The organism is Mycobacterium botniense (assembly GCF_010723305.1).
GTDB lineage: Bacteria > Actinomycetota > Actinomycetes > Mycobacteriales > Mycobacteriaceae > Mycobacterium > Mycobacterium botniense.
Genome location: NZ_BLKW01000004.1, coordinates 1,898,985 through 1,923,901, shown reverse-complemented (window position 1 = coordinate 1,923,901; position 24,917 = coordinate 1,898,985). Strand labels below are relative to the sequence as shown.

Annotated in this window: 25 protein-coding genes; 22 read left to right on the top strand and 3 right to left on the bottom strand. The window is 66.4% G+C overall.

Annotation, left to right across the window (positions count from 1 at the left end):
• Positions 1-1,208 precede the first annotated feature (1,208 nt).
• Positions 1,209-1,943 (bottom strand): PAS and ANTAR domain-containing protein, encoded by a 735-nt coding sequence (locus tag G6N08_RS18880; RefSeq protein WP_163760904.1) that lies wholly within the window; start codon positions 1,941-1,943, stop codon positions 1,209-1,211.
• A gap of 407 nt (positions 1,944-2,350) precedes the next feature.
• On the opposite strand from G6N08_RS18880, the gene G6N08_RS18875 reads away from it, so the two are divergent.
• Entirely contained in the window at positions 2,351-2,824 is a 474-nt protein-coding gene (locus G6N08_RS18875; RefSeq protein ID WP_163759921.1) for an MPT63 family protein, read from the top strand.
• Positions 2,825-3,281: 457 nt separating this feature from the next.
• Here G6N08_RS18875 and mbp1 read toward each other — a convergent pair whose 3' ends face one another.
• Positions 3,282-3,524 (bottom strand): microaggregate-binding protein 1, encoded by a 243-nt coding sequence (mbp1, locus tag G6N08_RS18870; protein ID WP_163759919.1) that lies wholly within the window; start codon positions 3,522-3,524, stop codon positions 3,282-3,284.
• Positions 3,525-4,472: 948 nt separating this feature from the next.
• Here mbp1 and G6N08_RS18865 point away from each other — a divergent pair.
• The 8 genes from G6N08_RS18865 (at position 4,473) to G6N08_RS18830 (ending at position 10,971) form a co-directional block, all read left to right on the top strand.
• The gene (locus G6N08_RS18865; RefSeq protein WP_163759916.1) at positions 4,473-4,826 is read left to right on the top strand and encodes an STAS domain-containing protein; all 354 of its coding nucleotides are present in this window, start codon (positions 4,473-4,475) and stop codon (positions 4,824-4,826) included.
• A 278-nt stretch (positions 4,827-5,104) separates the two neighbouring features.
• On the top strand, positions 5,105-5,890 hold the full coding sequence (gene pyrH, locus G6N08_RS18860; protein ID WP_163759913.1) for a UMP kinase: 786 nt from the start codon (positions 5,105-5,107) through the stop codon (positions 5,888-5,890).
• Positions 5,891-5,954: 64 nt separating this feature from the next.
• Complete coding sequence (gene frr, locus G6N08_RS18855) at positions 5,955-6,512, top strand: ribosome recycling factor (RefSeq protein ID WP_163759910.1); 558 nt, start codon at positions 5,955-5,957, stop codon at positions 6,510-6,512.
• A 22-nt stretch (positions 6,513-6,534) separates the two neighbouring features.
• The gene (locus G6N08_RS18850; RefSeq protein WP_246216810.1) at positions 6,535-7,443 is read left to right on the top strand and encodes a phosphatidate cytidylyltransferase; all 909 of its coding nucleotides are present in this window, start codon (positions 6,535-6,537) and stop codon (positions 7,441-7,443) included.
• A gap of 33 nt (positions 7,444-7,476) precedes the next feature.
• Positions 7,477-8,619, top strand: a complete 1,143-nt coding sequence (rlmN, locus tag G6N08_RS18845) for a dual-specificity RNA methyltransferase RlmN (protein ID WP_163759907.1) — start codon at positions 7,477-7,479, stop codon at positions 8,617-8,619.
• A gap of 48 nt (positions 8,620-8,667) precedes the next feature.
• Entirely contained in the window at positions 8,668-9,177 is a 510-nt protein-coding gene (gene dsbE / locus G6N08_RS18840; RefSeq protein ID WP_163759904.1) for a disulfide bond-forming protein DsbE, read from the top strand.
• Between the two features lie 7 nt (positions 9,178-9,184).
• Entirely contained in the window at positions 9,185-10,111 is a 927-nt protein-coding gene (locus G6N08_RS18835) for a cytochrome c biogenesis CcdA family protein (protein WP_163759901.1), read from the top strand.
• Between the two features lie 122 nt (positions 10,112-10,233).
• Positions 10,234-10,971: a DUF4097 family beta strand repeat-containing protein gene (locus tag G6N08_RS18830; RefSeq protein ID WP_163759899.1), complete on the top strand. Its 738-nt coding sequence runs from the start codon at positions 10,234-10,236 to the stop codon at positions 10,969-10,971.
• A 17-nt stretch (positions 10,972-10,988) separates the two neighbouring features.
• Here the strand turns inward: G6N08_RS18830 and G6N08_RS18825 are convergent, their stop codons facing one another.
• The gene (locus G6N08_RS18825; RefSeq protein ID WP_163759896.1) at positions 10,989-11,243 is read right to left on the bottom strand and encodes a DUF2631 domain-containing protein; all 255 of its coding nucleotides are present in this window, start codon (positions 11,241-11,243) and stop codon (positions 10,989-10,991) included.
• A gap of 103 nt (positions 11,244-11,346) precedes the next feature.
• Between G6N08_RS18825 and dxr the strand changes: the two genes are divergently transcribed.
• The 13 genes from dxr to G6N08_RS18765 all read left to right on the top strand — a co-directional run bounded on the left by dxr (position 11,347) and on the right by G6N08_RS18765 (position 24,774).
• Entirely contained in the window at positions 11,347-12,531 is a 1,185-nt protein-coding gene (dxr, locus tag G6N08_RS18820) for a 1-deoxy-D-xylulose-5-phosphate reductoisomerase (RefSeq protein ID WP_163759893.1), read from the top strand.
• A complete protein-coding gene (locus tag G6N08_RS18815) occupies positions 12,528-13,730 on the top strand; it encodes a M50 family metallopeptidase (protein WP_163759889.1) in 1,203 nt (400 codons plus the stop codon). The genes dxr and G6N08_RS18815 overlap by 4 nt, the downstream gene beginning before the upstream one ends.
• A gap of 22 nt (positions 13,731-13,752) precedes the next feature.
• Positions 13,753-14,916, top strand: coding sequence for a flavodoxin-dependent (E)-4-hydroxy-3-methylbut-2-enyl-diphosphate synthase (gene ispG / locus G6N08_RS18810; protein WP_163759886.1), 1,164 nt, complete (start codon positions 13,753-13,755; stop codon positions 14,914-14,916).
• A 40-nt stretch (positions 14,917-14,956) separates the two neighbouring features.
• On the top strand, positions 14,957-15,814 hold the full coding sequence (locus G6N08_RS18805) for a GNAT family N-acetyltransferase (RefSeq protein WP_163759883.1): 858 nt from the start codon (positions 14,957-14,959) through the stop codon (positions 15,812-15,814).
• A gap of 179 nt (positions 15,815-15,993) precedes the next feature.
• Positions 15,994-16,755: a cutinase family protein gene (locus tag G6N08_RS18800; RefSeq protein WP_163759880.1), complete on the top strand. Its 762-nt coding sequence runs from the start codon at positions 15,994-15,996 to the stop codon at positions 16,753-16,755.
• A gap of 191 nt (positions 16,756-16,946) precedes the next feature.
• The gene (locus G6N08_RS20380; protein ID WP_218033401.1) at positions 16,947-17,309 is read left to right on the top strand and encodes an amidohydrolase family protein; all 363 of its coding nucleotides are present in this window, start codon (positions 16,947-16,949) and stop codon (positions 17,307-17,309) included.
• Positions 17,294-17,917: an amidohydrolase family protein gene (locus G6N08_RS18795; protein ID WP_246216872.1), complete on the top strand. Its 624-nt coding sequence runs from the start codon at positions 17,294-17,296 to the stop codon at positions 17,915-17,917. The genes G6N08_RS20380 and G6N08_RS18795 overlap by 16 nt, the downstream gene beginning before the upstream one ends.
• A 271-nt stretch (positions 17,918-18,188) precedes the next feature.
• The gene (locus G6N08_RS18790; RefSeq protein ID WP_163759877.1) at positions 18,189-20,006 is read left to right on the top strand and encodes a penicillin-binding transpeptidase domain-containing protein; all 1,818 of its coding nucleotides are present in this window, start codon (positions 18,189-18,191) and stop codon (positions 20,004-20,006) included.
• Positions 20,007-20,054: 48 nt separating this feature from the next.
• Positions 20,055-20,633, top strand: coding sequence for a DUF1707 SHOCT-like domain-containing protein (locus G6N08_RS18785; protein ID WP_163759875.1), 579 nt, complete (start codon positions 20,055-20,057; stop codon positions 20,631-20,633).
• A gap of 62 nt (positions 20,634-20,695) precedes the next feature.
• On the top strand, positions 20,696-21,553 hold the full coding sequence (gene map / locus G6N08_RS18780) for a type I methionyl aminopeptidase (protein WP_163759872.1): 858 nt from the start codon (positions 20,696-20,698) through the stop codon (positions 21,551-21,553).
• 55 nt (positions 21,554-21,608) lie between these two features.
• Entirely contained in the window at positions 21,609-23,135 is a 1,527-nt protein-coding gene (locus tag G6N08_RS18775; RefSeq protein ID WP_174813331.1) for a cobyric acid synthase, read from the top strand.
• 162 nt (positions 23,136-23,297) lie between these two features.
• The gene (locus G6N08_RS18770) at positions 23,298-23,852 is read left to right on the top strand and encodes an alpha/beta hydrolase (protein WP_163760898.1); all 555 of its coding nucleotides are present in this window, start codon (positions 23,298-23,300) and stop codon (positions 23,850-23,852) included.
• Between the two features lie 211 nt (positions 23,853-24,063).
• Positions 24,064-24,774 (top strand): gamma-glutamyl-gamma-aminobutyrate hydrolase family protein, encoded by a 711-nt coding sequence (locus G6N08_RS18765; protein ID WP_163759869.1) that lies wholly within the window; start codon positions 24,064-24,066, stop codon positions 24,772-24,774.
• Positions 24,775-24,917 lie beyond the last annotated feature (143 nt).

Genomic DNA, 24,917 nt, shown 5'->3' with positions numbered 1-24,917 from the left:
GTTCTCCTTCCTCGGCGAAGGCGTCCTGGACCCCACAGGTCACCGGCAGGTTCTACTCGGCGACGACAATCCGGTGGCCAGACCGCGAGACGGGCGCACAGCCTGGCTGACAGCCGCACCACTCAAACGGGTGACTCCATAGCACAGACGGAAAACGTCGTCATGTCCTGCTCCTAGCTGAGTTGGCTTGTCATACGTGCACCGAATCGCCCCGTCCAGAGGCCTTGCGCGGACCTCGGTCATGCAACCCCAGTGCCGCTCGCCGCTACCGCACGGAAACGTGAGCCGATGCGGTTATGATTCCAGCTTTACCACGCGCCACCCCCTGCGGCTGTGATTTCACTGGATGTCCGCTGCGATTTCGCTGCTCGCGGGTCTGCAGCGGCTCCCCGCTGTGGGGGTCTCAGCACGTAATCGGCCCGCCCGGGGCAGCGGATGCGGGACGCCGTCGCGCAGCCGCGCCGCAGTTTCGATGGTTCCGGTCAACCGGCGGGGCAACCACCACCGCACGGCGCAACCACACCGTCCCGATCATCCGCAACGCCTATGACCCGTCACCTGCTTTCGGATTCGACTGGGGACGGTCGGCCCGGAGGGCGGAGGCAACGGTTCGCTTTGACGGTCCTCTGCCGATCAGAATGGGCCCGTAGCCGTTGGCGCGCAAACTACATCGCAGTTCAGCAGAGGGCGTGTTTTCGGCAAGCCACTCGCTGATGGCAAGCCACTGCTCGGTCACTGGTCGGTCACTCACTCCCAGTAGCCGCAGCAGCGCCGGCACCGTTCTCGGCTGAAACTCTGCGCCGCTGCAATCGCTGTTCAACGGCATTGCCATGGTGGCAACCTCCCACTAGCCCCAGTAGCCGAGGCCGTCACCTCACAAGGCGGTATACCTGCGGCGGGACTCAGGTCTGCGTGCTCGCGGTCCGTCACGAGCCGCAGCATCCTGTTAGCTAGCCTTACCCCGATTTGCGGTTGTCGAAACATCCAGCGCCGGGGAAGTCGCGACACTGTTGCGCCCATTGTGGCATCGGCGGGAATCCCGCAACAAGGATCAGCATTGAGCCCAGCTGCGCTCAGAGCGGTCAATCTGCCTGCGGTGCAGACATTGCCGGTCTGAGCGCTGGCGGGCAAGCCCGAAACAAAGGTGTGGGGCCGTCGGGTGACCGGCCGTCGGCCCTCTCAGTTGCCCGCAGCTCTGACCCCACGGGTTAGCTGTGCCGCGAACTGTCGGTCGCCGGCTTTTCCAGGGTGAGTAGCGCGTGATCGATACGGCTGGTTGTGTCACCGGACATGTTGCCGCCGATTGCATTGAGGAAGCGGCCGGCAAGCTCACGCACCTTGATATTGGTCTCCTGTGAACGCCACACCAGGATGTCGAACGCTCGCTCTGCGCTGATGCCGTAGGCCGCCATGAGCACACCCTTGGCTTGTTCGATGCGGGCGCGCGAGTCGGCGACTTGAGACACCGCGGCGCTGACGTCGGACTGGAGCGACTCGGTGACGTCGACGTAGAACCCCGACGTGCCGATCACCGCGCCACTGTCGTCGAGCATCCGGTCGCCGACGACGACCACCCAGCGGGTATGCCCGGCCGCATCGACGATGCGGTGCCGGCTGCTGAACGGCTCGCCTCGAAGGACTCCTTCCAAAGCTGCTGTGACTTGCTGGTGGTCGTCAGGATGTTTGTGGTGCAGCAACAATTCGGTGGTGGGCACCACTGATCCCGGCTGGTAGCCGTGCATGCGGGCAACTGCATCCGACCACTCCCAGCGCTGGCCGTCGAGGAAAAATCGGAACCGGCCCACGCGCTGTGGTTCGCCCAGACCGATGACCAGGTCGATATCACGGAGTTCGTCATCGGGATCCGGCCGTTGGCCGGCTGCTAGTTTGACGGGTTGCGCCGCGGAAACGTGACCGGGCGAAGCGTCGGAGTCTCCGGCCATCACCACAAGCACCTTCCTGCTCGGTTGCCACATCGACGTGCGGACCGGCGCCATCCGCGAGCGAATCGCGCTCGGGCCAGAACCGCTGCCCGTTCGCTACGCATTACCTGGTTAAGGGGATGAGACGCCGCCCGGCCGGCGATGTCTGCGGAACGTGTGAGATCGCCTTATCACTATCGCCCGGCCAGGGCAAAGCCACAACTACTCCTTTCGCTCCCGTACCGGAAAGACCCGCAGCGCTGCTCATCCGCCGGAGTGCCTGGTTACGGCGCCATGGGCCGGGTGGTGTTTTGACAACAGCATCGCAGGGTAGCCGCCGATTAAGTGCGAGTGATGTGTCCACCTTGACGGGCAGTTCGCGCTTCAACGACACACTCGCATGACGTACCCGAGAAAGGAGTAAGCGCGTGAGGTGTATCACCACGGCAGTGAAAACGGCGACCGGAGCCGCTGCCCTTGCGGCCGCAGGTGTTTTCACCGCCGCAACAGCTGCGGCGCAGCCCGCTATCCAAAAGTTCGGCACCGCCGAACAGCTCTTTGACGGTCCGATGGTGACGGCGTACACAGTGAGCCATCTCCAGCCCAGCACTGCAGTGCTGCCGGGCTATACCCCGGCGGGTAAACTGTACCAGGCCGATGTCACAGCCCGCTCCGATGGCGGCACCGTCACCCCGCTGATCTCCGACTTCAACGCCCGGGCGGCCAACGGTCAGACCTATCGGGTCATCGACACGGTGCCGGCACCCGATGGGATCAGTCCAGCGCCCCTGGTCCAGGGGGAGCAGAGCAGCGGGAAGATCTACTTTGACGTCACCGGCGCACCGCCGGACGGTGTCGTCTACAACGATGGGGTCCAAGACGTCCTCATCTGGACCACCTAGTCGTCCGGGTCACTCACCGGCTCTACGTGTCCAGCAGCCGAGGTGGCTGACCTCCCCGCGCCGACTAGCGGTGCGGGGAGGTCGTTTTCGCCGGCAACGGATGCGGTAGACCAGGCGGTTGTGGACCGGCTGCGGGCAGGGCTGGAAACGGGAAAGCCGGGCGGCCGTGCCCTGGCCGGGTGGTCCTGGCCGTGCGGCCATGATCCGGCGGTGGTGCGTAGCGCTGGGCTCCATAGTCGTTCCCGATGCTGCTCCGCCTGCCGCGCGATCATCCGATGTAGTCGGACACGACTCGTGAAAACGTAGTATCCAATCGTTCGTTGAAGCTCTCATATCAACTGTTGCAACGCCTTTTGTACCGACTTGTGCATCGACCACGGTGACAAAAGGCGCGCCGCGGGCTGAACGGCGAAGGGGCCCGGTCCGTTGACGGACCGGGCCCCTTCTCTCCGGCAAGCTAGTGCTGCTCGAACTTTTGGCGCATTTCCGACGCAGCAGCGGCGGCGCGGGCCGATTCGGCTTCGGCCTCCTTCTTGGCGGCATCCCGCTGCGCTTGGGCCTTGTCCTGCTGGGCTTTACCCTCACGCGCGAGGTCGTCTCTACCGGTGATATTTCCCACCGCTTCTTTAGCTTTGCCCTTAACGTCCTCGACGACGCCGTGTACAGCCTCTTCGGGTCCGCTCTTTTTCTGCTCGGCCATGAGCCCTCCTTGTCGGTGCCTGTGCTCTGAGCGCTTTCGGCTCGGCACCGATTAACGTGATCGCTTCCTCGGCGTGGCCGAGCCGCCTGCTTGGCCCGTAGAACTCCGCGCCGTGCCCGGCGGGATTCCCCTTGTGTCGTGTGCTCAAACATCGGCTATCGTGCAGGCATTCGTGAGCCGCCGTCCCACACCGCGCGCCGGCGGGCATTCGCCAGCATCGGTGCGTGTCGGGGAGAACCACAGTGCGTGGCGCGCCGCCCAATGCCTTGGCGATAAAACGAAAACTGGCCGGCAACAGGGGACTACGACAACGTTGACTGACAAGCGTCCCGCACGGCCGGACGACGGTCGGCGCCGTCACCGCCGGGCACCGAATGACGGGTTCGTCACTGGTGCAGTGTCCACACGATAAAACGTGATGTCGAAACGGATTTCGTCAATCCCCGTCGTTCTGGCCTGAGCTGTTGTCGCCCCGAGGGGGATCGCCTCCCGGTCGTCGGTATCTCGGCGCCCACCCGGTCGGATGCACTCGGTAACCGCTCGCACCACCGATGATGCATCCCCTGAGGCATCCCCCGATGCCGCGGGGCCACTGCTCGGCGCGGTGCTGGCCGTGGCGTGGGCATCGGGACGTCCATCCCGCGCGGGTGGGCTCTGGTGAGACCGCACCGGTGCTGGCCGCAGTGCCGGGCGAACACGGGACCGGGTAGGGCTCACCACGCGCCGATATCCGGGAACGGATCGGCGCCGACCACAGCCGACCGTCGGCGGCGGTTCCCCCACGCCGCCCCGCTCAACGGGTCGTGGAAGGGAAACTCATCGGCTATCCGCGGCCCGCGCGAGTTAAGCTCGATCGTCTCTATCGGCGGCGGCGCGAATGCGGCCCCTCGCCAGGTGGCTGGTGCAGTCAAGCAGAGGGCTCCCAGCGGAACCCCAGGAGGACGAGCGATGGAATTGCTGACGGTCCGGCACGAACTGGAAGGCAACGCCGCCGTCGTGCGGGCACGGGGTGAAATCGATTCCAGCACCGTCGGTGAGCTCGGCTCCCATCTGACGGCCGCGCTGGATCTTGCCGCGACAGGTCAGGCGCAGCTGATCATCATCGACTTGCAGGCCGTGACCTTCTTCGGCAGCGCGGGTATGAATGCGGTACTGGATTGTCACAAGAAAGGCAAGGCCAGTGGTACGCCGGTTCGGCTGGTGGCCAGCGACGCCCATGTGGTGCGGCCGATCGAAGTGACAAAGCTCGACAGTATCCTCGACATCTACCCCACTTTCGAGCAGGCGTTGCGGGGCCGGTGACCGCGGGCAGTCCGCGGTCACGATGCTGTGCCGCACCGGGGGCGCGCCGATCGCCGTGGGCTTCGTCGACCGAGTCGCCTGCACCGCGACCGCGCCGCCCCGCCGATGACATAACCCCCACACAACCTTCCCGCGCAGTTCCCGCGCAGCATGGTGGGCGCAGCCGCCGTGTGGAGCAAAGCAGACCCATCCCGTGCGACGGCGCGGCGATGAGGCAGGATGGAACATGCCGTCCTGGGTGGTGATCACCGAGGGCGTTCTGCCATGCGAGGAGTCTGATGACGGAGCCGACCAGCCCCGACGGGGGACGAGCGTTCCCGCCGGATGACGGATGCCTCGCCGGCCAGCCGGCGAGCCGGCCCAAGTACTCGCGAGTGTTGCTCAAACTCGGCGGCGAAATGTTCGGCGGCGGACAGGTGGGGCTTGACCCGGATGTGGTGTCACTCGTTGCCCGCCAGATCGCCGAAGTGGTGCGCAGCGGCGTGCAGGTGGCGGTTGTGATCGGCGGCGGCAACTTCTTCCGCGGTGCGCAGCTGGAGCAGCGCGGAATGGAGCGCGCCCGATCGGACTATATGGGAATGTTAGGCACTGTCATGAACAGTCTTGCGCTGCAAGACTTCCTTGAGCGCGAAGGCATTGTCACCCGCGTCCAGACAGCCATCACCATGGGCCAAGTGGCCGAACCGTACCTTCCTTTGCGCGCGCGCCGACACCTCGAAAAAGGACGGGTGGTCATCTTTGGGGCCGGTATCGGGCTGCCGTACTTCTCCACCGACACCACGGCCGCGCAGCGGGCGCTGGAGATCGGCGCAGAAGTGGTTTTGCTGGCCAAAGCGGTCGACGGGGTGTTCGCCGAGGATCCGCGGCAAAATCCCGACGCCGAACTGCTCAGCGTGATCAGCCATCGTGAGGTCATCGACCGTGGTCTGCGAGTGGCCGACGCCACCGCGTTCAGCCTGTGCATGGACAACGGTATGCCAATCCTGGTGTTCAACCTGTTGACCGACGGCAATATTGCCAGGGCGGTCGCCGGTGAGAAGATCGGAACGCTGGTCACCACCTGAAGGGAGAATGCCGTGATCCGCGTCGGCGACGATGCAGAGCACAGCGATGAGGAGGAGCGGCGCCATGATTGAGGAGACTCTCTTCGACGCCGAGGAGAAAATGGAAAAGGCGGTGGCGGTGGCCCGTGACGAACTGGCAACTATCCGCACCGGTCGGGCCAATCCCGGCATGTTCTCGCGGATCACCATCGACTACTACGGCGCGCCCACCCCGATCACCCAGCTGGCCAGCATCAACGTGCCCGAGCCGCGGCTGGTCGTCATCAAGCCGTACGAATCGGCGCAGCTGGGTGCCATCGAAAAAGCCATCCGCAACTCTGACCTGGGGGTCAATCCCACCAATGACGGCGCCCTCATCCGGGTAGCCGTCCCGCAGCTGACCGAAGAACGCCGCCGTGAGCTGGTCAAACAGGCCAGACACAAAGGTGAGGAAGCGCGGGTGTCGGTGCGCAACATCCGCCGCAAGGCGATGGAGGAACTGCACCGCATCCGCAGGGACGGCGAGGCCGGTGAGGACGAGGTTGGCCGGGCGGAAAAAGACCTGGACAAGACGACCCACCAGTACGTCACCCAGATCGACGAACTGGTCAAACACAAAGAAGGCGAGCTGCTGGAGGTCTAAGGCCGTCCAGCACATCAGGTCCGTGGCAGGCACCGATACCGGCGCAGGCGTCCCGCCCAAAAAGCCGGCGCAGCGCATCAAGAAAGCATCGCGAGCCGGCCGCAATCTGCCGGTGGCGATTGCGGTGGGGGTGCTCTTGGGTGGGGCTGTTATCGCGAGTCTGCTCTACGCAAAGCCATACGGCTGGATTGCGGTAGTGGCTGTCGGGGTCTTACTGGGCACCCTCGAGGTGACGCGGCGGTTGCGTGCCGCCGGGTTTGTGATTCCCGTGATTCCGCTCGTGCTCGGTGGTCAGGCCACCGTGTGGCTGACCTGGCCGTTCCGGGCGGGCGGCGCGCTGGCCGGGTTCGGGGGCACCGTCCTCGTGTGCATGATGTGGCGGCTGCTGAGCCGCCACGGTCACGGTGCCGCACGCGGTGACGACACCGTCGGCCCGACGAACTACCTCCGGGACGTCTCCGCGACCGTGTTCCTCGCGGCCTGGGTGCCGCTCTTCGCGTCCTTCGCCGCGTTGCTGATCTATCCCCCCGACGGGGCCGGAAGGGCATTTTCCCTCGCGTTGGGCGTCGTGTGCTCCGATGTCGGCGGCTACGCGATGGGCGTCCTGTTCGGTAAGCACCCGATGGTGCCGGCGATCAGCCCGAAAAAGTCGTGGGAGGGTCTTGCGGGTTCTTTGGTGTTTGGGATCACCGCGACCACGCTCAGCGTGACTTACCTGACGGGCAAACCGGTATGGGTGGGTGTCGTGCTCGGCGTGGTGCTGGTGATCACCGCAACCCTGGGCGACCTGGTGGAATCGCAGTTCAAGCGGGATCTCGGGATCAAGGACATGGGCAGCTTGTTACCCGGACACGGGGGTGTGCTAGACCGGTTCGACGGGTTTTTGCCGGCGGGAGTGGCGGCCTGGATAGTCTTGACGCTGGTGGCCTGAGCTGGGCCATGGACGGCAGATACTAGATACGTCATGGTCCGACAGCTGGGGTTTGAGGCGCGACACCGTACACGGTTGGACGGCGTCCCGCCGCGGCATTTTGCCGACCTGGACGCGGCCGGCCGGGAATCGGCCGTCGCGGAGCTGGGTCTGCCCGCGTTCCGCGCCAAACAACTCGCCTATCAGTACTACGGTCGGTTGATCGCCGACCCGCGGCTGATGACCGACCTGCCGGCGGGGGTTCGTGATCGGCTTGCTGCGGCGCTGTTCCCGAATTTGCTCACCGCGGTCCGGGAAGTCGCCTGTGATTCCGGCCAGACCCGCAAGACGTTGTGGCGTGCGGTTGACGGCACCATGGTCGAGTCGGTGCTGATGCGCTATCCGCAGCGCGCCACGGTGTGCGTCTCCTCGCAGGCGGGTTGTGGGATGGCGTGTCCCTTCTGCGCCACCGGGCAGGCCGGCCTGAGCCGAAATCTGTCGGCCGCCGAGATCCTTGAGCAGGTGCGGGCCGCCGCGGCGACGCTGCGCGATGATTTCGGGGACCGGTTGTCCAACGTGGTTTTTATGGGCATGGGGGAGCCGCTGGCCAATTACGCCAGAGTGGTGGCGGCCGTGCGCCGCATCACCGAACCGGCCGGCTTCGGGGTTTCGGCGCGCGCGGTGACGGTATCGACCGTGGGTTTGGCTCCAGCCATCCGCAAGCTCGCCGACGAGCGGCTCGCGCTGACGTTGGCGCTGTCGCTGCACGCGCCCGACGACGAGCTGCGTGACACCCTGGTTCCGGCCAACACGCGCTGGAACATCAGCGACGTGTTGGACGCCGCCCGCCACTACGCTGACACCACCGGTCGGCGCGTCTCTGTCGAATATGCGCTGATCCGCGATGTCAACGATCAACCGTGGCGAGCCGAGCTGTTAGCCAAGCGGTTGCGTCGGGTCCTCGGCCCGTTAGCGCATGTCAACGTGATTCCGCTCAATCCCACCCCGGGCAGCAATTGGAAGGCCAGCCCCAAAGCCGTGCGGCGCGAGTTTGTCCGCCGGGTCCGCGCTCACGGGGTGCCGTGCACGGTACGCGACACCCGCGGACGCGAGATCAGCGCCGCTTGCGGGCAATTGGCCGCCGACACCGCCTCCCGGCGTCAGCGCACCCGATTGGTGCCAATGGTATCGCTTTAGGCGGCGAATTGCGTCACTCTGGGCATAGGCCTAGCAAAAGAGGTTCCGATGAAAATCTGCCTGCTCTCTGTGGTCAAAATGGGCGTCCCGGCTGTGCTCACCGCAGCGCTGCTGTTCGCTGCGAGCAGCCCGCCGCGGTCACTGGCGACCGACGACCGCCTGAATTTCACCGGCACGACCCTCACCGGTGCGCCGTTCAACGGCGCAAGTCTGCAGGGTAAGCCGGCTGTGCTGTGGTTCTGGACGCCGTGGTGCCCGATCTGCAACGCTGAGGCTCCGGGGGTCAGCCAGGTGGCCGCCGCGAATCCGGCGGTCACCTTCGTGGGGATCGCCGCCCGCTCCGATCTCGCGGCGATGCAGAACTTCGTCTCGAAGTACAACCTGAACTTCACCAATCTCAATGACGCCGATGGGGCGATCTGGGCCCGGTACAACGTGCCGTGGCAGCCGGCTTATGTGTTTTATCGCCGCGACGGATCATCGACATTTGTCAACAACCCCACTACCGCGATGCCGCAGCAGGAGCTGGCCGACCGGGTAGCCGCGCTTACCGCCTGAACCCGTTGTGGACCGCGGACTGGTCGGGTTGGCGTTCGCTGCCGGGCTGGTCGCCGCCCTGAACCCGTGCGGTTTCGCCATGCTGCCCGCATACCTGGTGCTGGTGGTCCGCGGAGCGGGCGCCGGGGAAGATCGGGCGGACGCCGCCGGGCCGGGCAGGCTGGCCGCTCTTGCCCGCGCGCTGGCGGCCACTGTGGGGATGGCGCTGGGGTTCGTGACCGTGTTCGGGGTGTTCGGTGCCCTCACCATACCGGCGGCCGCGACCGTGCAGCGGTATCTGCCGTATCTGACCGTTTTGGTCGGCATTGCGCTTGTGGCCCTGGGGGTTTGGCTGCTGCTCGGCCGGGAGCTGACGGCACTGACCCTCAGGTTTTCCCGACGCACTTGGGCCCCGACGGCTCGGCTCGGCTCGATGTATGGCTACGGGCTCAGTTACGCGATCGCCTCCCTGTCATGCACGATCGCGCCATTCTTAGCGGTCACCGCGGCCGGTTTCCGGGGTGGCTCTCTGCTTGGCATCGTCGCGGTCTATCTGTCTTACGTTGCCGGCCTCACGCTGGTGGTCGGTGTGCTGGCGGTCGCCGCGGTGTCCGCCAGCTCGGCACTGGCCGGGCGGCTGCGGCAGGCATTGCCGTTGGTCAACCGGCTCGGCGGGGCGTTGCTGGTACTGGTCGGACTGTACGTGGGCTACTACGGAGTCTACGAAGTGCGGGTGGTGGCCGATACCCGCGTGAACTCTCCGGATGTGGTCATCAGCGCGGCTGAGCGCATCCAGGCAACACTGGCCGGCTGGGTCCACCAGCATGGTGGATGGCCGTGGGGGGCGGCGCTGGGTGTGCTGGTGCTCGGGGCGCTTGCCGGCCGCCGGCGCCGGCGGGTCCAGCGCTCACCGCCGGGCCTGAACCGGGGCCGGGTACCGGACCAACGCCGCTGACTGGGCAGCCGGCTGCCGGAGAGGCCGTAAGCTGGCCTCCGATCGGTGGGGATCCGGTTGCGCGGCCGCGGGCCGGGGTCCCACCACGCCACCAGCGCGGTGCGCTGCCGAAGGAGACTCCGATGCCCATCTTCGCCACTCCCCAGCCGATCACGGCGACCATCCAAGCCGGCGGTGGTTCGGTCCGGCTCGTCGCGACCGACCGGGCGGACACGGTCGTCGAGATCTGCCCGCGCGACGCGTCCCGCCGGACCGACGTTCGGTCCGCTGAACAAGCGTGGGTCTCCTACGCGAGCGGCAGATTGGCCGTCGCGCCCGCGAAATGCGGCTTTCTCGGTCGGCGCACCGGTGCGGTCGATATTCACATCGCGCTGCCCACACGCTCGCGCGTGCAGGCAGCCGTGGCCTCCGCCGACCTGCATGCCGAGGGCCGATTCGCCGACATCCGCTTTGCCTCGACCAGCGGCAACCTGGTGGTGCAGTCGGTCAGCGGCCGGCTGCAGGCGGCCACCGCGTCAGGCGGTGTCGACGTCGGCGTGCTCGACGGTGAGCTGACGTTTCAGGCCGCCAGCGGATCGCTTGTGCTCTCGCGGCTGTGCGGCACGGTCAGGTCCGAGATCTCGTCCGGTTCGGTCGCCATCGCCTGCGCGGTCAGCGGCGCGGTGCTGGTGCGCACCGGCAGCGGTGAGGTGGAGATCGGCGTACCCGAAGGCACCGCCGCTCAGCTCGACATCATGACCGGCACCGGCGTGGTCACCAACCGTGTGCCGCGGTCAGCGGGCTCCGAGCATAATGACCACACTCTGGCGGTGCGGGTGCGCACGGGCTCCGGAAGCGTCACCATCGGCCGGGCAGCCTGACGGCCCCGCGGGTCAGGTTATCGGATCCAGCCGCGCCGGCGTCCCCAAAAGTCGCGAACGAGGATCGCGAGCGCTAGCGCGGCGAACCCGATGAGGTACCCGTCTTCGACGTGGCCGACGTGATTGCCCCGCAACAGGCACAGCAAAAAGACGACGATGAAAAAACCGGTGATATGCCAGGTGCGGTGATTGATCCGGCTCCAGCCCCACTCGGCGGAGGGCACCTCGGCGATGTCGACCCCGGTGTCACGCTGCACCTCAGTACTGGCCACGGTGATTCCTCCGCTTCGAGCCGCTCCGGACCGGCGATATGTCCACATTCTGACATACACCACAGGTCTCCAGATCGGTGCCGCTGCGCGGCACAATGAGTGGATGACACAGCCTGCTGGCGAGCACGCCGAGCGCCGCTTGCGTGTGCTCGTGCTGGGCAGTACCGGCTCGATCGGCACCCAGGCGCTGGAGGTCATCGCCGCCCACCCGGAGCGTTTTCAGCTGGTGGGGCTGGCCGCGGGTGGCGGGCACCCGCAGCTGCTGGCCCGGCAGCGTGCCGAGACCGGGGTGACCACTATCGCCGTCGTCAACGAGCACGCGGCCGAGAAGATCGGTGACGTCACCTACCGCGGACCCGATGCCGTCAGCCGCCTGGTCGAGGATGTCCAGGCCGACGTCGTCCTCAACGCGCTGGTGGGGGCGCGGGGCCTGCGCCCGACACTGGTTGCGTTGGCGTCCGGCGCACGGCTGGCCCTCGCCAATAAGGAATCGCTGGTTGCCGGAGGTCCGCTGGTGCTGCGGGCCGCGCGGCCCGGCCAGATCGTGCCAGTCGACTCCGAGCACTCCGCGCTGGCGCAATGCCTGCGGGCCGGCGCCGCCGATGAAGTGTCCAAGCTGGTGCTCACCGCCTCGGGCGGGCCGTTCCGCGGCTGGTCGGCCGCCGAACTCGAGCACGTGACCCCGGACCAGGCCGGGGCCCATCCGACCTGGTCGATGGGCCCGATGAACACGCTGAACTCGGCGTCGCTGGTCAACAAGGGGCTCGAGCTGATCGAAACTCACCTGCTGTTCGGGGTTCCCTACGAACGGATCGACGTCGTGGTACACCCGCAGTCGGTTGTGCATTCCATGGTCACCTTCGCCGATGGCTCGACGATCGCGCAGGCCAGCCCGCCGGATATGAAGCTGCCGATCGCTTTGGCGCTGGGCTGGCCGGCGCGGATCCCCGGCGCGGCCGCGGCCTGTGATTTTTCCAGCGCGTCGCGCTGGGAGTTCGAGCCGCTGGACACCGAGGTGTTCCCGGCGGTAGAGCTCGCCCGGCACGCCGGCCGGACCGGTGGGTGCTTGCCGGCGGTGTACAACGCGGCCAACGAAGAGGCGGCCGCGGCGTTTCTGGCCGGCCGGATCCGTTTCCCGGCGATCGTGCGCACCATCGCCGAGGTGCTGCACGCCGCCGACCACTGGGCGTCGGAGCCCGCTACCGTGGATGACGTACTCGACGCGCAGCGCTGGGCCCGCGAACGTGCGCGCCGCGCGGTCACACAGGAGGTTATGCCCACCCGATGATGTTCGCGCTCGGCATTGTGCTGTTCGCCCTTGCCATCTTGGTGTCGGTTGCGCTGCACGAGTGCGGCCACATGTGGGTGGCCCGCGCCGCCGGCATGAAGGTGCGCCGCTATTTCGTCGGTTTCGGCCCCACGCTGTGGTCAACGCGGCGCGGCGAAACCGAATACGGCGTCAAGGCGATTCCCGCGGGCGGCTTCTGTGATATCGCCGGGATGACCGCCGTCGAAGAGCTCGCGCCCGATGAACGTGACCGCGCCATGTTCCGGCAAGCAACCTGGAAACGTGCCGCAGTGCTGTTGGCCGGGCCCGGGATGAACTTCCTTATCGGGCTGGTGCTGGTCTACACCATCGCAGTGCTGTGGGGTCTGCCCAACCTGCACCCGCCCACCGCCGCTGTGATCGGTGAAACATCTTGTGTCGCACCGGAAGTTGCGAAGGGTCAATTCAGATCCTGTACCGGCCCCGGTCCGGCGGCGACCGCGGGAATCCGCCCCGGTGATGTGATCGTCAAAGTCGGCGACACCCCGGTGGCTAACTTTGCCGAGATGGCCGCCGCGATCCGCAAGCACACCGGGCCCACCCCGGTCGTCGTCGAACGCGACGGTAGCCGGATGACGGTGTCGGTGGATGTCACACCCGTTCAGCGCTGGATCGACGGCAGCACCACGCCGTCGCGAGTGGGGATGATCGGCGTGGCGCCGAAGACCTACCCGCCCACACGCTACGGTGTGTTCTCCGCCGTTCCGGCCACCTTTGTCTTCACTGGCGACTTGAGTGTGGAGCTGGGCAAGGCGCTGGCCGCCATTCCCACCAAGGTCGGTGCGCTGGTGCACGCCATCGGCGGCGGACCTCGCGACCCGGAGACGCCGATCAGCGTGGTCGGCGCGTCCATCATCGGCGGCGACACTGTCGATCACGGCCTGTGGGTGGCGTTTTGGTTCTTTTTGGCGCAGCTGAACTTCATCCTGGCGGCCCTCAACTTGTTGCCGCTGCTGCCCTTCGACGGCGGTCACATCGCCATCGCGGTGTTTGAAAAGATCCGCAACACAGTGCGCTCAGCACGCGGCATGGTCGCTGCGGCGCCGGTGAACTACCTCAAACTCATGCCCGCCACCTACGTAGTGTTGGTGCTGGTGATCGGCTACATGGTGTTGACCGTGACCGCTGACCTGGTCAACCCGATCAGGCTGTTTCAGTAGTCGAGCCGAAAAGGGGACGATGATGAGCGTCGGCTTAGGAATGCCGGCATCGCCCGCGCCCACCCTCGCGCCGCGGCGCAAGACGCGCCAGTTGATGCTGCGCGACGTCGGGGTGGGCAGCGACTATCCGATTTCGGTGCAGTCGATGTGCACGACCAAAACCCACGACGTCGACGCGACGTTGCAGCAGATCGCCGAGCTGACCGCCGCCGGCTGCGATATCGTGCGGGTGGCTTGCCCGCGCCAAGAGGACGCCGACGCGCTGGCCGACATTGTCCGCCACAGCCCGATCCCGGTGATCGCCGACATCCACTTCCAGCCCCGCTACATCTTCGCGGCCATCGACGCCGGCTGCGCGGCAGTGCGGGTCAACCCGGGCAACATCAAGGAATTCGACGGGCGGGTCGCCGACGTCGCCAAGGCCGCCGGCGAGGCCGGCGTCCCGATCCGCATCGGCGTCAACGCCGGCTCGCTGGACAAACGGATCCTGGCTAAATACGGCAAGGCCACCCCCGAAGCCCTGGTGGAGTCGGCGCTGTGGGAGGCATCGCTGTTCGAAGAACATGGTTTCGGCGACATCAAGATCAGCGTCAAACACACCGACCCGGTCGTCATGGTGAGGGCCTACGAGCTGCTGGCCGCCCAGTGCGACTACCCACTACACCTGGGGGTCACCGAAGCAGGCCCGGCGTTTCAGGGCACCATCAAATCCGCGGTCGCGTTCGGTGCACTGCTGGCCCAGGGTATCGGCGACACCATCCGGGTGTCGCTGTCGGCGCCACCGGTCGAGGAGGTCAAGGTCGGCAACCAGATCCTGGAGTCGTTGAACCTGCGGCCGCGTTCGCTGGAGATCGTGTCCTGCCCGTCGTGCGGGCGCGCGCAGGTCGACGTGTACACCCTGGCTAATGAGGTCAGCGCCGGGCTGGATGGGCTCGAGGTGCCGTTGCGGGTGGCCGTGATGGGCTGTGTCGTCAACGGTCCGGGCGAAGCGCGCGAGGCCGACCTTGGGGTCGCGTCGGGCAACGGCAAGGGCCAGATCTTTGTTCGGGGCGAAGTGGTCAAAACAGTGCCGGAGTCGCAGATCGTCGAGACGCTGATCGAGGAGGCGATGCGGCTGGCCGCCGAACGGGGCACGGACGGTCCGGACCCAAGTGTCTGCGGTTCGCCTGCAGGGACCGTAAGCTGAAAGAGCCGAGGCTGGCCGTCAGCTCGCAGAAAGACACACCATGTCGGCTCCACCCATCTTTCGCCTGGTCGGCGAGCGACGGGTGTCTGTGGTGCGTGATGTCGCAGCGGTGTGCCGTGTTTTCGACCAAGACCCCGTGGGGTCGTGCATGGTGGCCGCACGAATCGCCGACCACGGCACCACCGATCCGAATTCGATTGGCGGTGAACTGTGGACGTACCGCGGCGTTGACGAATCACTCTGCTACGCCGGCGCCAACCTGATCCCGTTGCGGGGCGGTCCTGCCGATTTGACCGCCTTCGCCGACGAAGCGATGCGCGTGTCGCGGCGGTGTTCGTCGCTGGTGGGCCGGGCCGAACTGGTCCTGCCGATGTGGCGACGGCTCGAACCAGTCTGGGGCCCGGCTCGTGACGTGCGGGAGAACCAACCGCTGATGGCGCTGAGCTCCATGCCCGCCTGCGCGATCGACCCCGGGGTCCGTCAGGTGCGGCCAGACGAGCTGGAGGCTTACCTAGTGGCGGCCGTGGACATGTTCATCAGCGAGGTGGGGGTGGACCCGCGGCTGGGTGACGGCGGACGCGGCTACCGGCGCCGGGTGGCCAGCCTGATCTCAGCCGGGCGCGCCTGGGCGCGTTTCGAGCACGGCGAGGTGGTGTTCAAAGCCGAGGTGGGTTCGCAGTCGCCGGCGGTCGGCCAGATTCAGGGGGTCTGGGTGCATCCTGAGCGGCGCGGACAAGGCCTGGGCACCGCGGGCACCGCGACCCTGGCAGCGGTCATTGTGGGTACCGGGCGTATCGCCAGCCTGTATGTGAACAGTTTCAACACCGTCGCCCGCGCCGCCTACGCCCGGGTGGGATTCGTCGAAGTTGGCACGTTCGCGACGGTGCTGCTGGACTGAAGCGCACGCCGTTAGTGGGCTGCTCAATCGTGCGGTGCTGGATTCGTAGCCGTTGTGCTGTATAAGGTTTCCGGCTATGGACACTCTGGAACCGAAGCAGAAACAACGACATGCGCCCGCTGCATGCCACCGCCGCCCAGGGTGGGCGCCCGAAAATAGTCGTTTGAAAAAGCGTCTGCATGGGCATTTTCTGCGGCATGAGTGCACGTAACATGGTCCGGTTCTTTGGCCCTGCGGTTGTTGCAGCGTGGGGCCTCGGCGCGTCAGCCCTCCCTGGCTCAGCCCTCCCAGCCGCGTCGGCCCAGGGCTGCCCCGACGTCGAGGTGGTGTTTGCCCGTGGCACCGGTGAGCCACCTGGTGTCGGTCCCACGGGCGAGGCCTTCGTTGATGCCTTGCGCTCGCGGGTCGGCAACAGGTCGCTGAGTGTGTATCCGGTCAACTACCCCGCCAGCGACCAGTGGAATACCGGCCTGGACGGTATCAGAGACGCGGGCGCTCACATCGTCTCGACGGCCCAGGGCTGCCCGCAGACCAAAATGGTGCTGGGAGGCTACTCCCAGGGTGCGGCGGTGATGGGCTTCGTCACCTCGGCCGCGGTACCGGATGGGGTCGACCCGGCGACCGTTCCCAAACCGCTGCAGTCCGAAGTGGCGGACCACGTCGCCGCGGTCGTGCTTTTCGGGATGCCCAATGCCCGGGCCATGAATTTTCTCGGTGAGCCGCCGGTCGCTATCGGGCCCCGCTTTCAGGCCAAGACCATCAAGGTATGCGCTCCTGAGGATCCGGTCTGCTCCGATGGGCTTAATTTCGCTGCGCACAACACCTACGCCGACGACGGAAGCATGATCAGCCAGGGCGCGGATTTCGCCGCCAGCCGCCTCGGCGCAGGTCCCGGGGCACCGGTGACGGTGGTCGCTCCATCGCAAGGTTTTGGAACCTGACGCGTGCGTGACCGCCGCCACGGGCGGCCGGGTGATCGCCGATGCGGCCGGCCCGCGCGGCTCGCCTGAGGCCCGACGATACTGACCCGTGAATGGCGCGCCGTCGACTGCCCAGCGGGCGGTATGGGGTCCATCGCGGGCCGGCGGTGAGGGATAAGAGTGGACGCCGGAGCCGTCGTGAGGAAGCGCCGATGCGGTACATCGCAATCGAAGAAGCGTTTTTCATCGCCGAGCTGGCCGAGCGGCAACCCATGCCGGCGCTACCGCTCGCGTTCAAGCCCGAATGCGCCAAGCAGATTCTGCCTCGGCTCACCGATTTCACCGAATACCGGCTGCCCGAGATGGACGATGCCGGCATCGACATCCAAGTGTTGTCGCTGACGGTGCCCGGTCTGCAGGTCGACATCGAACCGGGGTTGGCCCGCGACAACGCTTGTTTCGCCAATAACTATTTAGCCCAAGTGATTTCGGAGCACCCCGACAGGTTCCGCGGTTTCGCCGCTCTGCCGTTGCAGGATCCGGGGCCGCGGCCGCTGAGCTGGAGCGCGCGGTGACCGAATTGGGGTTGTGCGGGGCGCTGGTCAACGATTGTGTGCACGGGCCCGGCGGGCGCTACCTTGATGCACCCGAATACGACGAGATCTGGTCGGCACTGGAATCCCTTGGCGTGCCGTTGTATCTGCACCCGGGCGCACCGCCGGTCGATCATTGGAGAGTGCTCGACGGGCATCCGGAACTGTACGGGGCGACGTGGAGTTGGGCCGCCGAAACGGGCGGTCATGCCCTGCGGATCCTGTTCAGCGGGCTATTCGACCGCCACCCCGGCGCGACGCTGATTTTGGGCCATATGGGCGAGTTCCTGCCGTTTCAGCGCAGCCGGCTCGATTCCCGTTCTCGCCTTATCGAAACCAACGTGCCGCTGCGTCACCCCCCGTCGGGCTACCTTGGCACCAACGTCGTCTTCACCAACAGCGGCGTATTCTCGCCCGCGGTCATGCTCGGCGCCGTACTGGAAGTCGGCGCCGACGCGGTGATGTTCTCCGTCGACTACCCCTACGAATCGTCGCGGGAAGCCGTCGCCGGATTCGAACGCACCACCCTGCCCGGCGGCGACCGGGAGAAGATCGCCCACGGCAACGCCGAACGCCTGCTGCGCATCTGACCGCCGGGCGTGCGGCGCCCGCATGACGGTTCACGACACCTACGGGCCGATGCCGGGGAGACGATAACCCAGGGCGACGAACCGGCCGACCATGACCGCGGATCGCGCATCAATCGCTGGAAACCAAATCTGACATCGGTCGATGGCGGCGTCCGCCCCGGCGGGCATCGATCGCGGCACCGTGCTCACCACCCGACCCCACCAGCGCCTGACCCGCCCCTTCGGTGCGCCTCCGTCGGTCCCCCATCACAATTTCCTAACATCAGCCTCAATGACAACAACAGCAACAAAAACCACACTGGTATCAGTGGTCACTGTCCTGCTGGTAGCGCTCCCCGCCGCGGTGACGTCGTGCACCGCGCGTCCCGAGGGTCCGGCGCGGGCGGCCGAAAGGTTTTTCGCAGCGCTGGCCACCGGGGACACCGCACAAGGCGCCGAGCTCACCGATGACCCGCCCGCCGCCCGCGAAGCGCTCGATGCCGCCTGGGCTGGGCTGCAGGCCACACATCTGGACGCACACGTGCTCGGGGTGAAGTACACCGACGACACCGGCAGCGTGGCCTATCGCTACACGTGGCATCTGCCCAAAAACCGAACCTGGACGTACGACGGCCAGCTGAAGATGGCCCGCAACGAGGGGCGCTGGCAGGTCCGCTGGAGCACCACCGGATTGCATCCCCGGTTGGGAGAGCACCAGACGTTCGCGTTGCGGGCCGATCCTCCGCGGCGCGCGTCGGTGAACGAAATCGGTGGTACCGACGTGTTGGTGCCCGGCTATCGCTACCACTACGCGCTCGACGCCAGCCGTGCCGGCGGGTACCTGATCAGGACGGCCAGCGCGGTGGTCGAGGCACTGCGACCATTCGACGACACGCTGGACCCGCAGCGGCTCGCCGAACAGGCCAGCTCGTCGGCCCAGCCGTTAGATCTGATCACGCTGCGGGCCGACGACAACAACCGGATCGCCCCGGCGATCGGCAACCTGCCCGGTGTGCTGATCACCCCCCAGGCCGATCTGCTGCCGACTGACGAGCACTTCGCGCCGGCCGTCATCAGCGAGGTGAAAAAAGCAGTGATCGGCCAGCTCGATGGCCAACCGGGCTGGCGGGTGGTCAGCGTCAATCAAAACGGCGTGGATGTCGCTGTGCTGCACGAGGTTCCACCCTCACCAGCGCCGTCGATCACGATCAGTTTGGACCGGGCCGTGCAAGATGCCGCCCAGCATGCGGTGGACGGCCAGCGCGGTCAGGCAATGATCGTGGTGATCAAACCGTCGACCGGGGAAATCCTTGCTATCGCCCAAAACGGCGCCGCTGACGCTGACGGCCCGATCGCGACCACCGGCCTGTACCCGCCGGGGTCGACGTTCAAGATGGTTACCGTGGGGGCGGTCGTCGAGCGGGATATGGCGACCCCCAACACCATGCTGGGCTGCCCCGGCACAATCGGCATTGGGCACCGGGTCATTACCAACTACGGCGGATTCGACCTGGGTGTGGTGCCGATGTCGCGCGCCTTCGCCAGTTCGTGTAACACCACCTTCGCCGAACTGGCCAGCCGGATGCCACCTCGGGGCTTGACCCAGGCCGCCGCTCAGTACGGCCTCGGGCTCGACTATGAGGTCGATGGCATCCCCACGGTCACCGGGTCGGTGCCGCCCACAGTCGACCAGGCCGAGCGCACCGAGGACGGATTCGGTCAGGGCAAGGTGTTGGCCAGTCCGTTCGGGATGGCGTTGGTGGCCGCCACGGTGGCCGCGGGCAAAACCCCGTTACCGCGGCTGATCGAGGGCCGGCCGACCACAGTCGTCGGCAACAGCACGCCGATCAGCCCGAAGATGCTCGATGCACTGCGGCCGATGATGCGGCTGGTGGTGACCAATGGCACCGCCAAGGACATCGCCGATTGCGGCGCGGTATTCGGTAAGACCGGTGAGGCCGAATTCGCGGGTGGATCGCATTCCTGGTTCGCCGGGTACCGCGGTGACATGGCTTTCGCCGCGTTGATCGTCGGAGGGGGAAGCTCGGAGGCCGCGGTGCGGATGACCAAGGCGATGTTCAACTCGCTGCCGGCGGACTATCTGACCTGATTTTCCGGCCGGAACCCGTATGCCCGGCGGCGGTAGATTGATACCGCTATGCCGCGGCCTGACGAATTGGCGGAACTCCGGGTCTCAGACGCCGACCGCAATGGCACACTGCGTCGATTACATAGCGCCGTCGCACTTGGCTTGATCGATATCGACGAGTTCGAGGAGCGCGCGTCGCAGGTGTCCTGCGCTCGCACCCGCGGTGAGCTGGACAGCCTGGTTGGTGATCTGCCCCGACCGGGGGCGATTGTCAGTTCCGCGGCCGACCGGGTGGAGCTGCGGGGGTGGGCCGGTTCGCTCAAGCGGCACGGCGAATGGATCGTGCCGACCCGGCTGGCGCTGGTGCGCCGGCTGGGCTCCTGCAAGCTCGACCTGGTGCGGGCCCGCTTCGCCGGGCCGGTGGTGGTCATCGAGCTGGACATGAAGTTCGGTTCGGTGGAGATTCGTTTGCCCGCCGGGGCCAGCGCCTCGATCGACGACGTCGAAGTCTATGTCGGCAGCGCCCGCGACCGGCGCAAAAGTCCGCCTGCGGAAGGCGCGCCACATGTCGTGCTGACCGGACGCGTGGTGTGTGGTTCGGTGGATATCAAGGGCCCCCGCCGATCCTGGTTCCGCCGGCGCCGGTAACGGCGCGACGTTCGGCGCTTCTCCCGCGTCATCGCTGACGCAGGCGTGACTAAGCTGACGTCATGCCTGTTCGTGCTGCCCTGTCGCCTGGCGTGCTGTCGCCGCCCCTGCCCGTGCCGAAGTGGATTCCGCGTCCGGAGTACGTGGGTAAGCCGACCGCGCGCGAGGGCAGCGAGCCCTGGGTGCAGACGCCCGAGGTCATCGACAAGATGCGCATCGCCGGGCGGATCGCGGCGGGAGCGCTGGCCGAGGCGGGCAAAGCCGTCGCACCGGGGGTGACAACCGACGAGCTGGACCGGATCGCGCATGCCTACATGGTCGATCACGGGGCCTACCCGTCGACGCTGGGCTACAAGGGCTACCCGAAGTCGTGCTGCACCTCGCTGAACGAGGTGATCTGTCACGGCATCCCGGATTCGACCGTGATCGAGGACGGCGACATCGTCAATATTGATGTCACCGCCTATATCCACGGGGTGCATGGCGACACCAATGCGACATTTCTGGCCGGCAATGTCTCCGAAGAGCATCGGCTGCTCGTCGAACGCACCCGCGAGGCCCTGATGCGCGCGATCAACGCAGTCAAACCGGGCCGTTCGCTGTCGGTCATCGGCCGCGTCATCGAATCTTACGCGAACCGGTTCGGCTACAACGTGGTTCGTGATTTCACCGGCCATGGCATCGGTACCACTTTTCACAACGGCCTGGTCGTGCTGCACTACGATCAGCCGGCCGTGCAAACCGTGCTTGAGCCGGGGATGACGTTAACCATTGAGCCGATGATCAACCTCGGTGCCCTAGACTACGAAATCTGGGACGACGGGTGGACGGTGGTCACCAAGGACCGCAAGTGGAGCGCACAGTTCGAGCACACGCTGCTGGTCACCGAAACTGGTGCCGAAATCCTAACCCTGCCATGACGTTTTGCATTCGCTCAAGCGCGCCGTCGCTGTGCTGTTACACCGCATGGGGGTTATGGCGTTCGCGCAACGCGGCAAGGTGAAAGGAGCGTTGCTGGTAGCGGGCACCAGTTCCGATGCCGGCAAGTCCGTGATCGTTGCCGGCCTGTGCCGGTTGCTGGCCCGCAACGGAGTACGGGTTGCGCCGTTCAAAGCGCAGAACATGTCCAACAATTCCGCGGTCACTGTGGAGGGCGGCGAGATCGGCCGAGCTCAGGCGGTGCAGGCACGCGCGGCGGGACTCGAACCCAGCATCAGGTTCAACCCGATCCTGCTCAAACCAGGCAGTGACGGTACCTCACAGCTGGTGATCCGTGGGCAGGTCAGTGATTCGGTCACAGCGGCAGACTACATGACCCATCGTCACCAGTTAGCCAAAGTTGTTGCCGACGAATTATCAAATCTGCGTGCTGAATTCGAGGCGGTAATCTGCGAGGGCGCTGGCTCACCGGCCGAGATCAACCTGCGAGCAACCGATCTGGCCAACATGGGGTTAGCCCGGGCCGCGCATCTGCCGGTGATCCTGGTCGGCGACATCGACCGCGGAGGCCTTTTGGCTCACCTGTTCGGCACTGTTGCGGTGCTGGACGCCCAAGACCAAGCGCTCGTCGCCGGGTTCATCGTCAACAAGTTTCGCGGGGATCCCGCACTGCTGAAACCCGGGCTGCGGCAACTGGCCGAGTTGACCGGCCGCCCCACCTACGGGGTGCTGCCGTACACCGAGGAGCTATGGCTCGACGCCGAGGACTCGGTGTCGGTGCTGGCTCATCGCGTGTTGGGTGCACCGCAGCCACCCCGCGGCCACCAGTGGTTACGGGTTGGGGCGCTGCGACTGCCGCGGATTTCCAACTCGACCGACGTGGAGGCGCTGGCGTGCGAACCGGGGGTGCTGGTGCGCTGGGTCAGCGATCAGGGCGACCTCACTGACGTGGACGTGATCGTGGTGCCCGGCAGCAAGGCCACGGTCGCCGACCTGGGCTGGTTGCGCGAACGCGGTCTGGCCCGGGCTGTTGTTGCGCACGCCGAATCGGGTGGTGTCGTGCTGGGTATCTGCGGTGGCTTCCAAATGCTGTGTCGCTCCATCGATGATCCGGTCGAGACTCGTTCGGGTCGAGTTGACGGCCTGGGGCTATTGGATGCAGACATCGTGTTCGAGTCTCGAAAAGTGCTGCGCCGCTGGACCGCTCCGCTCGCCGGTTATGAGATCCACCATGGTCGAGTGGCTCGCTGCGCGGCCGCCGAGTGGTTCGGTGTGAATGGATCCCCCCAGGGCTATCGGCACGCCGGGGTGTTCGGAACCCATTGGCACGGCCTGTTTGACAACGACGTTTTCCGCCGGCAGTGGTTGGCTGAGGCCGCAAATACGGCGGGCCGCGACGGTTTCGTGGTAGCCGACGACACCGACGTCGCCGCGCGCCGCGACTCCCAGTTGGGCCTGTTAGCAGACTTGTTGGCTACCCATGTGGATATTGATGCGGTTATCGACGTGCTTGAGACCGGACCCCCGCCACGGCCGCTCATTGTCGCCAAACTGCACTACTAGGCTATGGCGCCGATTCTTGAGGTTTGGCAAGGCCTTACAGCGATCAGGCGACTACGTCGCGGCCAATGAGCGGTGCGCATAGCTGACAACGGCCTGAGAGACCGGCGAAACAGCCCCCACACCCGCCAGCCGCCTAGTAACTTTGCGCGAGTGCCTTCAACGATGATGACGACCCTCGACGGGTTTCCCGTACCCGTCAGCATCACCGGTCCGGAGAAGGGTTCCGTCGTCACCATACTCAGCGCCGCCCAGCGCCCGGTTGCCGCGTATGACGTGGTCTGCGAGCGCCTGCACAACGCGTCGCTGCGGACCGTCGTCATCGGCTTCGATCCCCGGCTGACCCCCAAGTCGGTGGTCGGCATTCTCGACGTGCTGGGCATCCGCTGGGCGGTGGTGGTCGGTGACCGCAGCGGTGGTGACCTGGCCTGGGAACTGGCGGCGACCAGGCTGGACCGGTTTACTGGCTTGGTGGCGATCGACCGCGGACATCCCCGGGTGGCCGACCTGGCCGGTGTCGTCCGCGACGAGCACTGCCCACCTGTGGAGGTCAACACCACCGCACTGGTGAGCGCCCCGGCCATGCGGGCGGTGGCCCGCGCCAGCCAGCGCTACGTGCTCGCCGACTACCGGATAGTCGACCTCGTCGGGCGCCGCAATGCCCAGCAGTCGACCGCGCAACTGACCGCGGAGATCGTGCTGCGCACCCATACTTGGTGATGCCCGCTGTTGTGCCCCTGGTTGCCCGTGTCGCCAGCGGGCACCGCCGCGGCCTGCCACGCGGGCGGTGTGGCGCGCGGGCTTCGCGGCCGACCCTATTTCGCCGCGGCAGATCTAAGGGGTCCGCCGTTCGAAGGGCAGGCGCGCGCCGTCGCCCACGACCGATCGGGAGGATGATCTGAGCGCCTCGAGTTCGAAACCGGTGGTGGGTATGACCACCTATCTGGACCAGGCGCACAGCGGGATCTGGGATGTGCGCGCCAGTTTCCTTCCCGCCGCCTACTTGTCGGGTGTCAGCCTGGTCGGCGGGATCGCGATGCTGCTGCCGCCGCAGCCGGCCGACCCCGGTGCCATCGAGCAGGTGCTGCACCGTCTGGATGCGCTGGTGATCACCGGAGGCAAGGACATCGACCCGGCCCGCTATGGCCAGCACCCGCACCCGGCCACCGACGATCCCGGCCGTGACCGCGACACCTGGGAATTCGCGTTGCTCGACGGGGCGCTCAAGCGGGGCCTGCCGGTGCTGGGAATCTGTCGTGGCGCCCAGGTGCTCAACGTCGCGTTCGGCGGCACCTTGCACCAACACCTGCCCGACCTGATCGGCCACGAGGGGCATCGGCCCGGCAACGCTGTGTATGCCACGCTGCGGGTGCGCACGGTTCCGGGCACCCGGCTGGCCGCGCTGATCGGGGAGTCAGCCCAGGTGCAGTGCTATCACCACCAGGCGATCGCGCAGCTCGGCGAGGGGCTGGTGGTCAGCGCGTGGGACGCCGACGGCGTGGTCGAGGCAATCGAGCTGCCCGGCGATCAGTTCGTGCTCGCCGTGCAGTGGCATCCCGAGGAATCGTTGGAGGATGCACGGCTGTTCGCCGCGGTCGTCGATGCTGCACGGCGGTATGCGGGTCAACGGATGGTCACTTGATTACGCCGCGTGCAGAGCGGAAAGCAAAGCAAAAGCCGGCTCGTGACGGCGGTAACCGCCGCCCGCACAAGCCGGCGAACGGAGCAGACGAGGTGTGTCGATGAACGCCAGGCTGGCGCGCTCGGCCGTTTCCACCGTCGGTA

What these genes read in the sequence shown, in the direction of transcription:
- G6N08_RS18880 (WP_163760904.1), bottom strand. Translation starts at nt 1,943, where the DNA reads ATGGCCGGAGACTCCGACGCTTCGCCCGGTCACGTTTCCGCGGCGCAA.
- mbp1 (WP_163759919.1), bottom strand. Translation starts at nt 3,524, where the DNA reads ATGGCCGAGCAGAAAAAGAGCGGACCCGAAGAGGCTGTACACGGCGTC.
- G6N08_RS18865 (WP_163759916.1), top strand. Translation starts at nt 4,473, where the DNA reads ATGGAATTGCTGACGGTCCGGCACGAACTGGAAGGCAACGCCGCCGTC.
- pyrH (WP_163759913.1), top strand. Translation starts at nt 5,105, where the DNA reads ATGACGGAGCCGACCAGCCCCGACGGGGGACGAGCGTTCCCGCCGGAT.
- frr (WP_163759910.1), top strand. Translation starts at nt 5,955, where the DNA reads ATGATTGAGGAGACTCTCTTCGACGCCGAGGAGAAAATGGAAAAGGCG.
- rlmN (WP_163759907.1), top strand. Translation starts at nt 7,477, where the DNA reads ATGGTCCGACAGCTGGGGTTTGAGGCGCGACACCGTACACGGTTGGAC.
- dsbE (WP_163759904.1), top strand. Translation starts at nt 8,668, where the DNA reads ATGAAAATCTGCCTGCTCTCTGTGGTCAAAATGGGCGTCCCGGCTGTG.
- G6N08_RS18830 (WP_163759899.1), top strand. Translation starts at nt 10,234, where the DNA reads ATGCCCATCTTCGCCACTCCCCAGCCGATCACGGCGACCATCCAAGCC.
- dxr (WP_163759893.1), top strand. Translation starts at nt 11,347, where the DNA reads ATGACACAGCCTGCTGGCGAGCACGCCGAGCGCCGCTTGCGTGTGCTC.
- G6N08_RS18815 (WP_163759889.1), top strand. Translation starts at nt 12,528, where the DNA reads ATGATGTTCGCGCTCGGCATTGTGCTGTTCGCCCTTGCCATCTTGGTG.
- ispG (WP_163759886.1), top strand. Translation starts at nt 13,753, where the DNA reads ATGAGCGTCGGCTTAGGAATGCCGGCATCGCCCGCGCCCACCCTCGCG.
- G6N08_RS18805 (WP_163759883.1), top strand. Translation starts at nt 14,957, where the DNA reads ATGTCGGCTCCACCCATCTTTCGCCTGGTCGGCGAGCGACGGGTGTCT.
- G6N08_RS18800 (WP_163759880.1), top strand. Translation starts at nt 15,994, where the DNA reads ATGGGCATTTTCTGCGGCATGAGTGCACGTAACATGGTCCGGTTCTTT.
- G6N08_RS20380 (WP_218033401.1), top strand. Translation starts at nt 16,947, where the DNA reads ATGCGGTACATCGCAATCGAAGAAGCGTTTTTCATCGCCGAGCTGGCC.
- G6N08_RS18790 (WP_163759877.1), top strand. Translation starts at nt 18,189, where the DNA reads ATGACAACAACAGCAACAAAAACCACACTGGTATCAGTGGTCACTGTC.
- G6N08_RS18785 (WP_163759875.1), top strand. Translation starts at nt 20,055, where the DNA reads ATGCCGCGGCCTGACGAATTGGCGGAACTCCGGGTCTCAGACGCCGAC.
- map (WP_163759872.1), top strand. Translation starts at nt 20,696, where the DNA reads ATGCCTGTTCGTGCTGCCCTGTCGCCTGGCGTGCTGTCGCCGCCCCTG.
- G6N08_RS18775 (WP_174813331.1), top strand. Translation starts at nt 21,609, where the DNA reads ATGGCGTTCGCGCAACGCGGCAAGGTGAAAGGAGCGTTGCTGGTAGCG.
- G6N08_RS18770 (WP_163760898.1), top strand. Translation starts at nt 23,298, where the DNA reads ATGATGACGACCCTCGACGGGTTTCCCGTACCCGTCAGCATCACCGGT.
- G6N08_RS18765 (WP_163759869.1), top strand. Translation starts at nt 24,064, where the DNA reads ATGACCACCTATCTGGACCAGGCGCACAGCGGGATCTGGGATGTGCGC.